The following is a 13,895-nucleotide window of genomic DNA, read 5'->3' on the forward strand; positions in this document are numbered from 1 at the left end:
TCTATGTAACGAATCAAAGGTTAGTCAAGAATAAATTATTGTCATAAGGAGGTACGTCATTTTGAAAGAATACCTTCAATCTGCACTTAAAGGTAAGAAAGCTGATTATATTGAAATTCGTGTTCAAAAGAGCCACAATAATATACTAGAATACCAAGGGAAAGAACTTGATAGAATAGATTCATCTGATAACTATGGAGGTTGTGTACGAGCTTTTTTCAAAGGTGGAGTTGGTTTTGTTTCATTTAATAACATGGATGATATTTCTGATAAGGTAGATCTTGCAATCACCCAAGCACAACTAGTAGGAAAAAGAATCCCAGATAAAACTAATTTTGCTGAGGTTGAGCCTATTGTAGATTATGTTTATGCTGATTTAAGAGATGATCCATTTAGTATTAGCTTAACTCGAAAAAAAGAATTATTAGAAGAATATAATGATATAATTTTAAGTTATGGTAATCCAATTGCTAGTTCGCGCATAAGCTATTTTGACAACTTTACTACTTTATACTATATCAATAATCAAGGTACCTATATCGAGCAAGAAAAAGTAGATTTGGGTGGAAACATTGTCGCTTTAGCAACTGATGAAAATACCACTCAAATGTCAAGAGTCGGTTTTGGTGGTGGTGATGATTTTGGTGTAGTTCGTGAACTTCATGACAAAGTTAAGGTTGCCTGTGATAAGGCAGTAAAAATGATTAATGCAAAACCTATAACAGGAGGGAAATATCCCGTAATTCTTGATCCGACACTTGCCGGTGTATTTGTGCATGAAGCCTTTGGTCATTTAAGTGAAAGTGACCATATATATGAAAACAAAAAGCTCCAAGAAATTATGCAATTAGGGACTAAGTTTGGAGGAGAACATTTAAATATATATGACACTGGTAATGCGAGTGGTGCTAGAGGATATCTTAAGTATGATGATGAAGGTGTACCTACCCAAAAACTTATTTGATTAAAGAAGGTGAGTTAGTGGGACGTTTACATACACGAGAAACAGCTGTTAAAATGGGCGAAAAACCAACAGGTAATGCTCGTGCTCTAAATTATAATCACCCCCCTATCTGTAGAATGCGTACTACTTGCATAGCTCAAGGTAACACTAATTTAGAAGATATGATCAAAGATATTGATCTAGGAGTTTACGCTCTAGATGCCTATGGAGGACAAACTAATGGAGAAATGTTTACTTTTAAAGCTGGAGAAGCATATATGATTCGAAATGGTCAAGTAGAAGAAATGGTAAGAGATGTAAACCTGACTGGAAATGTATTTGAAACATTAAATAATATATCTGCGATTTCTAATGACCTTAGGATTAAAGATTCCGGAGGAGGTTGTGGTAAAGGAGGTCAAGGTCCTCTACCTACCAGCCAAGGTTCTCCGTCGGTAAGAGTTGAGAATGTTATCATAGGAGGGAAGTCTGATGGATAAGCTCTTATCCCTAGCGCGAAAGAATGGAGAACAAGCTGAGATTTTCACAGTAACTCAGACTAGAACTCCAGTTGAATTTGAAAATAATAAACTAAAAAATATTAAAACACAAGAAACACAAAGTTCAGCTGTTAGGTTAATTAACCCTGAAGGAAGGCAAGGTTTTTGTAGTACAACTACAACTGAAGAACCTGAGAAACTATTAGATAAAGCAAGAGAAACTAGTCAGTTTGGAAGAGAATTTCAAGCTAACTTACCTTCTACTACTCCTGAACCTTTAGAAAACATGTATGATAAAGATATCCTTGACCTTTCTATGACTAAGATGATGGAAATGGGTGAAGAAATAGTAGATACTATCAAAAGTAAAAATACTGACGCACTTGCTCATGCTGCTGTTGAAAAAGTGAAAACAAAAATTGCAATAAAGAACTCACTTGGTCTTGATACTCAATACGAAAAAACTTCTTTTTCAGTAAGTGGTGGAGCCATGTTGTTAGTAGGTACTAGCTTTCTTAGTATACACCAACAAAAAAAATTACCTAGATACTTTAGTGACCTAACAGCAATGAAAGAAGAATTACTACAAGATCTACATTTTGGTGTTAAAGAAAAAGATGTTTCTAGTGGAAAATACAAAGTAATTTTCGCTCCAGAAGCAATGAGTGAATTTTTACGGCCTATACTTGCTAGTATTAATGGTAAAAGTGTTGAAAAGGGAGTATCTCCCTTTAAGAATAAAACCGGTGAACAACTATTTGATGCACGTTTTAACCTAACAGATATGCCCCATAGACCGTTTTCACCAGGCATGTGCCCTGTAGATGATGAAGGGGTAATCACCCAAGAAACACCTTTAATAAAGAATGGTACAATTGCTAATTTCCCAGTAGATCTTTTAACAGCAAAATCACTAGGGCTTAAACCAACTGGACATGGTATCAGAGGAGGGGCTACATCACTTCCTAGTCCAGGTTTTCATACCTGTGTATTAACTCCAGGTGATAAACCAATTAATGATATGATTAAAGATTTAGATCGAGCAATTATTATTAAAGATTTAATGGGTGCTTGGGCAGGCAACCCTTATAGTGGAGAAGTAAATGGAAACATTTCTCTAGGTTACATTGTTGGAAATGGTAAAATTTTAGGAAGAATTAAAGATTGTATGGTGTCTATTAATACTTTTGAGGCATTAAAACACCAACTAATTAACTTTAGCCAGGAAACCAAGTGGATAGGAAACTTCTTATTCCCATACGCTATGTTAGATAACGTGGATATCACAGCAAAGTAATATAGTTTTTACAAGAAAAGTGCTGTTCTAACAGCACTTTTCTTTTTCTTATTCCCTCAATAAGCATTTTTTCTCTATTAAATGAATACGTTATTACAAAATACTTCAGGGGGAATTAATCCGTGTTTTTTAGTGTTAATTTCAAAAGAAAGGCTTCATTGTTATTGTTAATTGGTTTTTTTGTAGTTATAGGTACCTTTGGATATCTCTCTATTATTGAAGAGAAAACTCCAACCGTAATACCAATAACTGCAGATGAGCGCAAAGTACCAATCTATTCAGTAGATACAGAAGAAAAGAAAATTTCAATTTCTTTTGATGCTGCCTGGGGTGCAGAACGAACACCAGACATTTTAGACATACTTGATAAGTACGATATCAAAACTACGTTTTTCGTGACAGGGTTTTGGTTAGAAAACTACCCTGATGTGGCAGAAGAAATTTCAGAAAGAGGTCATGAAGTTGAAAATCATAGTTTAACACATCCTCATATGACTAATTTAGATGAACAACAGATTCGTGAAGAAGTAGAACGAGTACATCATCAACTCTACGATATCACAGGAGAAGAACCTATTTTATTTCGCCCGCCTTTCGGTGACTATGATGATCTACTTGTAGAAACCCTGGAGGACATGGACTATTATCCAATTCAATGGAGTATTGACTCACTTGATTGGCAAGCACCTGATGCAAATTATATTGAATCTATTGTTTTAGACGAAGTTGAGCCAGGAGAGATTGTGTTATTTCATAACAATGGTACTTATACACCTGAAGCAGTAGATAATATTTTAAAAGAGTTAATCAAAGAACAAGGTTATGAAGTTGTTCCCATCTCTGAACTAATCTATAAAGATAATTATTATGTCGAACCCACTAATGGACTACAGGTCCCAGAAAATTAAGTGATTAGTCAATAAATTTCAAACTATTTGTTCAAAGTACTTTAATCTATCTGTTTAAGTTTCTGCTATTTTTAAATGAAAATCATTTAAGCGCTAGCTTTCTTCTTTCTAGGTTACTGCAGTATAGATATTAAAAACTTCTTTCCAATATCAAACTATATTGCTCTTATCATCTTCCCAATAAAAAAAGCTAAGTCTGAACTTAATCAGACTTAGCTTTTTTTAAGTTTTAATGTACTTATTGGTTAGAATTACACCAACCAAACACAGAGCAATTACATAATAAAATACATTTAGATAATTACCATGAAAATCAAGTAGAATACCAGAACTTGTAACACCAGCAATTGCACCTATACCATATGCAGTAAAAACCAGTCCATAATTATCACTATAATTTTTTATTCCATAAAGTTTGAGTGTTGAAGTTGGAGCTATCGCAAGCCATCCTCCCATATTAAACCAAAATATCGAAAATGTGATGATATAAACTACAATATCATTGCCTAAAGTAATTAAGCCCATCGCAGCTACCGATATCAAGAGAAACGATAGGATCATTGTATTTCTTAAAGCAAAACGATCAGTAATCCAACCAAAAATTGGTCTACCTATGCCATTAAAAATTGCAAATATAGCCATCAACCTTGTCACCATTAACGATTCAAGTTCAAAATAATCAACGCCTACATTATTAGTCATTCCAATCATCATAAGCCCTATCATTGTTCCAATAGTAAAATTTAAATAAACCCCTTTAAAACTCATAGTTTTAATCATTTCTTTTAATGGTATATCTTCTGAATCATGAGAATGTTGAGTTTTATAATTGTAACTAGATACATCTTCACAACTAGGGTATTTAAATGGAAATGCTAATACTGGTAATAATACGCCAAAGCTTACTCCAAGAATAAAAAAAGCTCGCATTACACCAAAATTTACAACTAAAATTCTAGCAACTGGAGCCGTTATCAATGGTGAAAGTCCGAATCCAACTAGGATCAATCCTACTGCAAATCCCTTTTTATCAGGAAACCACTTCGCAGCAGCATTCATGAGAACACCATATGCTATTCCTACACCCGCACCACTGATACACCCGTAGGTAATTGTTAATACAAAAATATCTGTAGCGAACGAAGATAGTATCCATCCCAGTGCTACTAAAAGACCACCTGTAATGATAACATTTCTAGGATGGGAGCTCTCAATGTGTTTACTAGTAAAGAACATAAATAATGCATAAAAAGCTAAGGCAACCATATATGGCATTCCACTCTTAGCTGAACCTACTTGTAATTCATTTTCTAATGCAACTCTGAACACACTATAAGAATAGACTGTACCTAAAAACATCATAATCAGAATACCTAAAACAATAAGTGCCCATCGGTTATTAGATTTTATAGTTTTGTTCGAGAACATCAGTTTTCAAACACTCCTCCATCTTTCGTTTAAATCATAACCATTTTCTTACTTTCTCTCAACCATTTTTTCGAAAAGTTGGGTAGTTCTAAATACATACGACCAGACTACAGTCATTAGTGTCTAGCTTGTCTATATACTAGACATAAGACTATAAGACTATTTAATTTAAACAATTACTCAAGTTTACTTTGAGGGTTAGATAGGCCTTAATTTAAGTTTGATCTTCGACTATATAAGACAAATTAGCTATTGAAATTTATGTGTTATTTTGATTAAAGTTATGGATAAAATTGAGATTAAGATAGCTATCCAAAAAGTGAAAACTCTACTCAAAATACTTAAACTAAGTGCAAAATCCTGAAAAACATTTGAATTGTAGAATTGTAATGTCATTGCTCCTTCGCAGGTTCCTATTCCTCCTGATCTCATTGTATCATACCAAAAAAGTAGCCCTCAAAGTTGCACTAGAGGCTTAGATTATAGAAAGATCTAATCAAGGCATTTTTAAAGTGTTAAAGTACCCGCTTCAAACTATAATGACTTTCAAAAAACAAAGTAAGTAATAATAAAATATTGAACAAAATTGAAAATCATTCTCGATCTATGCCGGTAGAATTCTACCCTTTTTCTATTATTATGTCAAGTAGAAGATATAACCATAAAAAATGAAACTCATCGAATTTCTTTATTAATATTATATATTACTATATTAGTTTCGAAATATAAATAAAATGGCCCCTACTTAAAGAGACCATCTTATAGCGTTTTCCAGTGCTTAACTAACTAGATTACTGACTAACTCTTTTTCCATCTGGCATAAAAGTTTCACAAGCTGTGTTATCAGTATTACTAACTATGTGGTCTTTTACTCTAAGTTTACCTCAATAGTAGAAGCTAAGCACAGCTCACTATTATTATAAGTACATTCTTCTACTCTACTTTTATTTCTGACACATTCTTACCCCCATAATCAGTATTAAGCTCTATGTATAATTTACGTTCACAAATTAAATTATACAAATTTTTGTGGATTAGATTTGGATAAAATCCAAAAGGACAGACTTACAGGCAATAAAAAACCTCAGAGAGATCACTCCGAGGTTTTAATCAGTTAGAATTTTAGTCTAGCAAGTTGTAATAAATGTTGTGAGTGTTTCTTATAAACTATAGGAAAGTATAAAACTGGTCCACTTAAATAATAAATTCCTAGTACAATCGCCATAATGAAAGGATATAAGATCGACACTACACCAGATAAGAAAACGAAGGTTAAACTTAACAATTTAAAATAATGCGATTGTTGTATATTAGAACCTTTTAAACTTGAAAAAGGGACACAACCAACCATTTGTATAGATAAAGTAATAATTATTGTAAAAAGAATAACTGGTGGTAGTATATTGTTATAATAACTTACTAAAGCCAGTAGTCCTCCAGCTGTAGTAATAGGGAAACCTGTAAACTGATTTTGATTCTTACCTTCCACATTGAACCTAGCAAGTCTACAAGCACCACATACTAAAAAAAGTATTAGATTTAATACGACCCAATAAAAATGGTAAGGCAATATCATAAAAGTTAATACAGCAGGTGCAACACCAAAGGATACAATGTCACTTAGAGAGTCCAGTTCCTTACCGAAAGGGCTTGCAACATCAAGCCATCTTGCTGCCTTGCCATCTAGAAAATCTAAAAACATACATATGATTATTAAGGATACAACCCATCTGTATTCACCATTGATAGCTAGAATTATAGAAAAAAACCCTAATAATAAATTTCCTAATGTTATCACAGAAGGGATAGCTTGTATTAAAGTACTTTTATCTAAACTAATAAGACTGTTCAATTTAAACACCTACCTAATCTTATTTTGAGGACTAGCTAAGTCTTGATTGAAATTTGATCTTCGACTGTACGAGAGAAAAGTAAACCATTGAAATTTATGTGTAATTTTAATTAAAGTTATGGATAAAAATGAGATTAAGATAGCTATCCAAAAAGTGAAAACTCTACTCAAAATACTTAAACTAAGTGCAGAATCCTGAGAGACATTTGAATTGTAGAGTTGTAATGTCATTGCTCCTTCGTAAGTTCCTATACCTCCTGGACTCATTGGTATCATACCAAACAAGTAGCCTATGAAAGTGGCACTAGAAGCTTGTATTACAGAAAGATCTAAACCTAAACTTTGGCTAATTAATAAAGTAGAACAACCAAGAAGGGTCCAATTAATTATTCCTAATAAAAAGCTAGAAAAACAAAAAGCTTCTTTTTTCTTAAAATAACTATTATCTGATGAAATTTCAAAAAATACTTTAATTTACTTTTTTTACCCCAGAAATTTACAATAAGGAGTAATAATATTAGCGCAACAGTTATAATAATTAGCAGATGTGATATATTTGAATAATTTATTAAAGTGTAGCTTCCTTGTGCTGATAATATAACACAAAGAGCAGCTAATACAACTACAAAACTAACTAAGCTAATACTTTTTTGTATTAACACTAATATTAGTGCGTCTTTCTTCTTGTAATTAAATTTATTAACAAGCATTACAGTTTTTAACCCTTCTCCACCTGTTTTAACCCCTGGTGTGATCCCTTCGCATAGTTTTCCATAACTATTTAAGATCCAAAAATCACTTACTTTGAGTTTATTGTGCATTATTGGGTGTTTTGGGTTAGGTTTGTAATCTATTACTTTGTCGCAAAGTTTCCACTGATATGCTATTACTAGTAATGTAAACAATTGCATTAAAACTAAGCCTGTAACGGATGAGTAAGAAACTGTTTTTATATGAGGGATTATTTCAGGTAAATTAAAGACTAAAAAAATTAATACACCAATAAAAAATAAAATTTTAAAGGCTCTAATTAAGGTATTTTTAAATTGTTTACAGTACCCATAGTTAGTTCTCTTTTTCATTTAAAATCCACTCCAATTTATAATAACTTCAAAAAACATAGTAGGTAAAGATTAAAAATTGGCTAAAATGAAAATCATTCTCAATCAGTGCTGATATAATCTTATCCCTTATTACATTACTTTGTCAAGAGAAGTTAAAACGATGTGTAGTTGTTCTGTGATATTATCACCTATAGAATCTTTTGCGAAAAATTTAGGCTAACAGGAAATGTAAGTAATTAATATGATATCTAATAATTCTGCTCAACTTAAAGTACGTACAGAAAAAGCAAACGTACAAGGAATATAAAAATCTCCCAGAGACGTTTCTCTGGGAGTTACTACTCATCTAAAGTTATGGTAATGTGTAAATCCCTTTATTAAGTCCATCAACTATTGAGTAAATAATTTTGTTAGATCTAATTGTAGCGCCACTAAACCCGTCTACTTCTGTTTCTACAATATCTCCTGGTTCATAAAGATCTGCAATAACTACTCTTATGTCTTCACCTTCTACATAATCTAATAGGTCTAGATGTTGTTCACCAATAGCCCCAAATGTTAAATCATCAGTCTCTAGATAGTCTTCGCCACCATAGTATAAATGTCTGAAGTCAATCTCCGTAATCACATTATCTTCTAGAGTGAACTGAGTATTAACCTGCATATCTCCACCATCTTCAAAGATACCTCTATAGGTTCCATCTTCAAAGCTGTGACCTGGAAGTGGAGTATAAGCATCTGCAATGTCGCCACTGTAAACTCCTTTGTTTAAACCATCTCTTACAGCTGAGATGATCTTGTTACTACGTAAAGTTGCACCAGATATTCCATCGACTTCACTATCTACAATGTCTCCTGGTTTATAAAGATCAACTAAACTTTCTCTAATGTCATTACCTTCTAGGTGGTCTAATAGCTCTTTATGTTGCTCTTTAAAGCCTTCAATAGTTTCATCAGCAGACTCTAAATAATCGTCACCACTATAATATAAGTGTCTGAAACTTATATCCGTAATCACGTTATCTTCAAGACTAAACTGAACATTTACTTGCATGTCGCCACCATCACCAAAAACTCCACGATAAGTTCCATCTTCAAAACTTTCTCCTAATACAGGGTTATAACCTTCTGGAACTTCACCGTCAAAGCTATAAACACCTTTATTAAGTCCATCTCTTACAGCATAAGCAATTTTATTAGCTCTTAAAGTAGCACCACTATCACCATCTATTTCATCATCAACAATTTCTCCTGGTTCGTATAGTCCTTCGAGGCTTGTCCTTACATCTTCACCTTCTAGATAATCTAATAATTCTTTATGTTGTTCTTTAAGCCCAACTATAGTATCATCTTCTGATTCTAAGTAGTCATCTCCACCATACTCTAAATGTCTAAAGTTAATATCAGTGATTTCATTGTCTTCAAGAGTAAACTGTACGTTTACTTGCATGTCACCACCGTCACCAAAGTATCCACGGTATGTTCCATCTTGGAAGTCAGTGTTATCAGTATTTTGTGTCCAGGTTGCAGGTTCAAAAACTTCGTTGTTGTTAGTTTCTTCATTATTTTCCTTTTGTGAAGTTTCTGCTTCTTCAGTTTCAACTCCACAACCAGTGAAAACTAGTGAAAAAGCAATTACTAATAAGCCTAATATTAAAGCAATACGATCAAATGATTTCATTTTTTCCCCCTCCTAAATTATAATGTTGATTAATTAAGTTACTAAAAATAACTTCAGTTTTTATTTAAAGGTATAGAAAATATACATTAGTTTGCCTTAGATAAATCACAAACGATAATTAATTGTGTATTCCTTTACAACCCTCTCCTTCCAAACAATGAATTGATTTTATGATACAAGCTAGTGATCTTTTAGAGAATAAAGTCTGTACACACTTTTCTTTAGCTTGACATTTAATATTCTTACAAAGGTTATGGTTAATGAAATCAGTTAAAACTAGCACTAAATCTAGGTTAGAGTGCAGTTCCATAGTACGTTCTTTTCTGCCTGTTACATGTTTTATTTGGGTCGCACCAACTTCTTGTTCTAAATACTCCTTAATTTTGTCTACCCTATCACCACCTACGATTAAAACCGTCATACATTTTTCCTCCTGTAAGCTTATATTTAATTAAAAGATCAACTTATTGAAAAACATTCGCAATACAAAGTAAAAAAAGAGTGTTTGAGAATGAGAATCGTTTTCAAGTGCTTTTTTAGTTTAGATTATAATTGAGCTATTGTCAAGACAATATTCTAATAGTTGCAAAATAATATGATATGTAATAAACATTATGCTACCATGCTAGCTGGGGTGCAAAAAAAACACCAGACATTTAGGCGTACTTGATAAGTACGATATCATGCAATTAGTGACTCCGATGAAAATTATATTAGATGAACAACTTAAACTTTCTGCTAGCTATAATGCCAGAATGGAAAAAGAACCTACTGGTGCTACCTACTAACAGCAAACAGCATCAAACTCAAGATATTGCCACAGATATTCTAAATAAAAACTATCCCAAAAAGTTATTAATAACGGGTAGATTTCAAGAAGAAATAAAAAATGATTTTATAACGGATCCAGAAGGAAATTATTATGGACTAAAATCGGTTTACCTAACAAGATAACTGTTGTTAAATAGTATGAAACTACTACCTATTAATTTCTCATAGTATGATGGCGGTTATAATCGGTTGATCTAGAAAAATAACCTAAACCTTGATCGTATCTCGAGCTAGGTTTATTTAAACCCATCTCTGGTCAACAGCAAGTAAAAAAAAGAGAAGAGAGAATCATCTCTCCACCGCTTTTTCGAAAACTTCTATCAAAAACTTGCTACTCTTCAATTTAATAAAGTTAACTCAACTAATTCGTTAGCCAATCTGTTTTGGATTTACAAAATTGTTAATTGTTAATATATACATTAAAGATACCGTTTATTGAGACGGTGTTTTTTCTTTAGAAGCATACTTTTCTTTAGGACTCACATATAAATTTCTCTGTGAATCTAAACTAGCATATAAAATTTCTTGCGGAGAACTAAAACCTCGCTCTTTCAACTCACTGATTAACCATTTTTCAGTTAAGTTTTCTTTTTTTAAATGCCCATACTCAACTTCACCATCCATAATTAAAGGTACTGGCAGTCCGTCATAAGGTGCATTTATGTTTAAATCTTGTTTTGTAACTGGCCTTTGTGCATTCTTTATAATAACACTTAGCTGACCATCTGGTTCTAAAATGGCATACTCAACCTCACTAATATTATGTGCATTTTGTTGACGAAGTTGTACCATTAATTCGTTTAAATCAAACCTAACCTTTTTTAACTCTTGCTCTTTAATCTTTCCATCTTCAATCAAAACACTTGGTGAGCCCTGTGTTAATTTTTGTATAAGTTTATTTTTTAGTCCCCATTTAGTAAACATAACTTCGAGCCCCATTAAAGATACTAGGGGGATTATTCCTGCATAGATAGGGATTGTTTCATCTTCAATAGTTAATACAGAAATTTCAGCTATCATAATCGAAACGACAAGGTCAAAAGCAGAAAGCTGACCTACCTCTCGCTTACCCATTATTCTAAACAATGTTAATATTATAAAGTAAAATATAATAGTTCTAATAAAAATAGTAAGTCCCAAACCGGTACCCTCCCGAGAGCAATTTTACAAAGATTGCAGCAGAGCATACTAGTATGCTCTGCTGCATTACTCAATTACTCTACAACTTGTACGTTATCTGCTTGAGGACCTTTATCTCCTTGCTTTACTTCAAACTCTACTTGTTGGCCCTCTTCTAAGGTCTTAAAACCTTCTTGTTGGATGGCAGAAAAATGTACAAATACATCTTCACCATCGTCTTCCTTCTCAATAAAACCATAACCTTTCTTAGAGTCAAACCATTTTACTGTACCTTTCATCATCTAAATAACTTCCTCCTTAATGCATATTATCTGTCTATTACTCTTGACCAAAAACATTAAAAAAATACATCTTTCAAAGGAAAAATACTAATTTTCAAGAAAAAAAATACAGAGAAGATATTAAGGAAGGAGATTATGTTATATAGAAATATCCCTAAATCTGATATAAGCATTTCAACATTAAGATTGGGATGTTTAAGATTTGCTATTTAAAATAATAATCAAAGTGAAATTGACGAAGAAAATCAATAGATATAATTCGATACGGAATAGATAATGGAATCAATTTCATAGACACAGCATATGTACCATGAAGTGAATAGTGAAGTAGTTACAGGAAAAGCATCATCAAATGGTTATCGTGAAAAAGTTTATTTATCTACAAAGCTACCTGTAGCTAAAATGGAATCTGAACATGAGTTTAATATATTTTTAGAAGACCAACTGGAAAAACACAAACTGATTATATTGATTTCTATATGCTACATGTTTTAAATCCAATAAACTGGAAAAAAGTTAAAAAGTTTGATTAATTAACTAAATTAGATAAAGCTCAAAAGGAAGGTAAAATTCGCTATCCATCCTTTTCTTTTCATGCAGGTACTGAATTATATAAAGAAATAATTGACTCTTATAATTGGTACTTATCTTAGTTCAATTTAATTATTTAGACGAACATCACCAGGCTGGAATAAAAGGTATTAAATATGCCGTTGAAAGAGATATCGGTGTAGCAATAATGGAACCTTTAAGAGGGGTAAGGCTCGCACAAAATCAACCTCCAAAAGTTATGGATATTATTAATTCCGCTTCAGTCCAACGTACACCAGCAGAATGGGGATTAACTTGGGTTCTTGATCACCCATAAGTCACTACTGTATTAAGTGGGATGAATACTTTAGAGCAAGTTAAAGAAAACATAAAAATCGCAAATAAAATGAGTCCTAATAGTTTGAGTGATGAAGACTTACAAGTGATAGATAGGATAAAAAATCTATATCATGAAAAATTAAAAATTAGATGTACTGCATTGTAGATATTGTATTCCTTGTAAACCAAAAAATATAGCCATTCCTGCTATATTAACTCAATATAATGATTACCTTCTTATTCAATAACCCTGAAAAGTCTCTTAAGAGTTATAGAAAACTTCAAGAACAAAATAGAGATGGTGGACAATGTATAAAGTGTGGAGCTTGTGAAACTGAATGTCCACAAGGGTTAGATATAAGAGGATGGTTAGATACAATTCACGAAACTTTCAAGTAATCGAGTAGGAGGTAGATAATTAATTTATCTACCGACCTCTCACGCCACCAAGCATACCGTCCGGTACTTGGCGGTTCAATGATTTAAGTGCAGTACCTCGTATCTTTTGGATATGTCATCATATCCAACTGATGCGAGGTATTCATTTGTTAATGACCTTGATAATATCCAGCTATTGGCTATCCGCCAATATCCTTTCCGAGTGTTTGCCCATTCCCAAGCTTTCCCTTTGGATATTCCAAGTCGCTTGAGATTCTTAAACCTAGCACTTATTTTCTTCCATTGCTTCCACAAGTACATTCGAATTCTACGCCTAATCCATACGTCAAGGGCGGTAATTCTATTCTTCATATCTGCAATGGCAAAATAACCTAACCAGCCTGTGGTGAACATTTTAAGTTCTTTAAGTGTCTGTTGAATTGACTTACCACGTTTACGACTTGTTATCTGCCGTACCCTGTCTTTGAAGCGTTTTATGGACTCTTGGTGTGGTCGTATTCCAGCCTTTCCTCTAGCTTTGTAGAGGGAATAGCCAAGAAACTTAAGCTTAAGTGGGCTCCCAATGTTGCTCTTTTCTCGATTCACCTTAAGTTTTAATTTCTCTTCGAGGTATTTTGTACAGCTGGTCATTACTCTTTCAGCGGCTCTCTTACTTTTGACGTAGATGATACAGTCATCTGCGTACCTCACAAATTTATGTC

The 13,895-nt window shown here is 32.9% G+C and carries 16 protein-coding genes and 1 pseudogene; 8 read left to right on the forward strand and 9 right to left on the reverse strand.

Features of this window, described 5'->3' with window-relative positions:
• Positions 1-61: 61 nt before the first annotated feature.
• The 3 genes and pseudogenes from CDO51_RS01945 (at position 62) to CDO51_RS01960 (ending at position 3,648) form a co-directional block, all read left to right on the forward strand.
• A pseudogene (locus tag CDO51_RS01945) lies at positions 62-1,443 on the forward strand (TldD/PmbA family protein).
• The gene (locus tag CDO51_RS01955) at positions 1,436-2,740 is read left to right on the forward strand and encodes a TldD/PmbA family protein (RefSeq protein WP_089022610.1); all 1,305 of its coding nucleotides are present in this window, start codon (positions 1,436-1,438) and stop codon (positions 2,738-2,740) included. The pseudogene CDO51_RS01945 and the gene CDO51_RS01955 overlap by 8 nt, the downstream one beginning before the upstream one ends.
• A 122-nt stretch (positions 2,741-2,862) precedes the next feature.
• Positions 2,863-3,648 (forward strand): polysaccharide deacetylase family protein, encoded by a 786-nt coding sequence (locus tag CDO51_RS01960; RefSeq protein WP_240503461.1) that lies wholly within the window; start codon positions 2,863-2,865, stop codon positions 3,646-3,648.
• Positions 3,649-3,870: 222 nt separating this feature from the next.
• Here CDO51_RS01960 and CDO51_RS01965 read toward each other — a convergent pair whose 3' ends face one another.
• The 6 genes from CDO51_RS01965 to CDO51_RS01990 form a co-directional block, all read right to left on the reverse strand.
• Entirely contained in the window at positions 3,871-5,076 is a 1,206-nt protein-coding gene (locus tag CDO51_RS01965; RefSeq protein ID WP_089022611.1) for an L-lactate MFS transporter, read from the reverse strand.
• A 1,114-nt stretch (positions 5,077-6,190) separates the two neighbouring features.
• Positions 6,191-6,928, reverse strand: coding sequence for a CDP-diacylglycerol--serine O-phosphatidyltransferase (gene pssA / locus CDO51_RS01970; protein WP_158212271.1), 738 nt, complete (start codon positions 6,926-6,928; stop codon positions 6,191-6,193).
• Between the two features lie 9 nt (positions 6,929-6,937).
• Positions 6,938-7,402 (reverse strand): lysylphosphatidylglycerol synthase transmembrane domain-containing protein, encoded by a 465-nt coding sequence (locus CDO51_RS15270; protein WP_089022613.1) that lies wholly within the window; start codon positions 7,400-7,402, stop codon positions 6,938-6,940.
• On the reverse strand, positions 7,321-8,010 hold the full coding sequence (locus CDO51_RS01980) for a lysylphosphatidylglycerol synthase domain-containing protein (RefSeq protein ID WP_089022614.1): 690 nt from the start codon (positions 8,008-8,010) through the stop codon (positions 7,321-7,323). Before CDO51_RS01980 ends, CDO51_RS15270 begins: the two co-directional genes overlap by 82 nt.
• Before the next feature lie 334 nt (positions 8,011-8,344).
• On the reverse strand, positions 8,345-9,673 hold the full coding sequence (locus tag CDO51_RS01985; RefSeq protein WP_089022615.1) for an FMN-binding protein: 1,329 nt from the start codon (positions 9,671-9,673) through the stop codon (positions 8,345-8,347).
• A 118-nt stretch (positions 9,674-9,791) separates the two neighbouring features.
• Positions 9,792-10,094 carry a DUF2325 domain-containing protein gene (locus CDO51_RS01990; RefSeq protein ID WP_089022616.1) on the reverse strand — a complete coding sequence of 101 codons (303 nt, stop codon included), beginning with the start codon at positions 10,092-10,094 and terminating at the stop codon, positions 9,792-9,794.
• A gap of 353 nt (positions 10,095-10,447) precedes the next feature.
• Between CDO51_RS01990 and CDO51_RS01995 the strand changes: the two genes are divergently transcribed.
• Positions 10,448-10,627, forward strand: coding sequence for a hypothetical protein (locus tag CDO51_RS01995; RefSeq protein ID WP_158212272.1), 180 nt, complete (start codon positions 10,448-10,450; stop codon positions 10,625-10,627).
• A gap of 309 nt (positions 10,628-10,936) precedes the next feature.
• Here the strand turns inward: CDO51_RS01995 and CDO51_RS02000 are convergent, their stop codons facing one another.
• Positions 10,937-11,644, reverse strand: a complete 708-nt coding sequence (locus CDO51_RS02000) for a DUF421 domain-containing protein (protein WP_089022618.1) — start codon at positions 11,642-11,644, stop codon at positions 10,937-10,939.
• Positions 11,645-11,718: 74 nt separating this feature from the next.
• Positions 11,719-11,922, reverse strand: coding sequence for a cold-shock protein (locus CDO51_RS02005; protein WP_089022630.1), 204 nt, complete (start codon positions 11,920-11,922; stop codon positions 11,719-11,721).
• Between the two features lie 306 nt (positions 11,923-12,228).
• Between CDO51_RS02005 and CDO51_RS02010 the strand changes: the two genes are divergently transcribed.
• The 4 genes from CDO51_RS02010 (at position 12,229) to CDO51_RS02020 (ending at position 13,194) form a co-directional block, all read left to right on the forward strand.
• A complete protein-coding gene (locus CDO51_RS02010; RefSeq protein ID WP_089022619.1) occupies positions 12,229-12,420 on the forward strand; it encodes a hypothetical protein in 192 nt (63 codons plus the stop codon).
• Positions 12,421-12,562: 142 nt separating this feature from the next.
• Positions 12,563-12,793 (forward strand): hypothetical protein, encoded by a 231-nt coding sequence (locus CDO51_RS02015; protein WP_089022620.1) that lies wholly within the window; start codon positions 12,563-12,565, stop codon positions 12,791-12,793.
• A 21-nt stretch (positions 12,794-12,814) separates the two neighbouring features.
• Positions 12,815-12,961, forward strand: a complete 147-nt coding sequence (locus CDO51_RS13685) for a hypothetical protein (protein ID WP_158212273.1) — start codon at positions 12,815-12,817, stop codon at positions 12,959-12,961.
• A gap of 59 nt (positions 12,962-13,020) precedes the next feature.
• Positions 13,021-13,194 carry a 4Fe-4S dicluster domain-containing protein gene (locus CDO51_RS02020; protein ID WP_089022621.1) on the forward strand — a complete coding sequence of 58 codons (174 nt, stop codon included), beginning with the start codon at positions 13,021-13,023 and terminating at the stop codon, positions 13,192-13,194.
• A 75-nt stretch (positions 13,195-13,269) separates the two neighbouring features.
• Here CDO51_RS02020 and CDO51_RS02025 read toward each other — a convergent pair.
• Positions 13,270-13,895: group II intron maturase-specific domain-containing protein (locus CDO51_RS02025; RefSeq protein ID WP_240503462.1), on the reverse strand; the 626-nt coding region annotated here is incomplete at its 5' end.

The sequence above is a fragment of the Natranaerobius trueperi genome (assembly GCF_002216005.1).
Taxonomy (GTDB): Bacteria; Bacillota; Natranaerobiia; order Natranaerobiales; family Natranaerobiaceae; genus Natranaerobius_A; species Natranaerobius_A trueperi.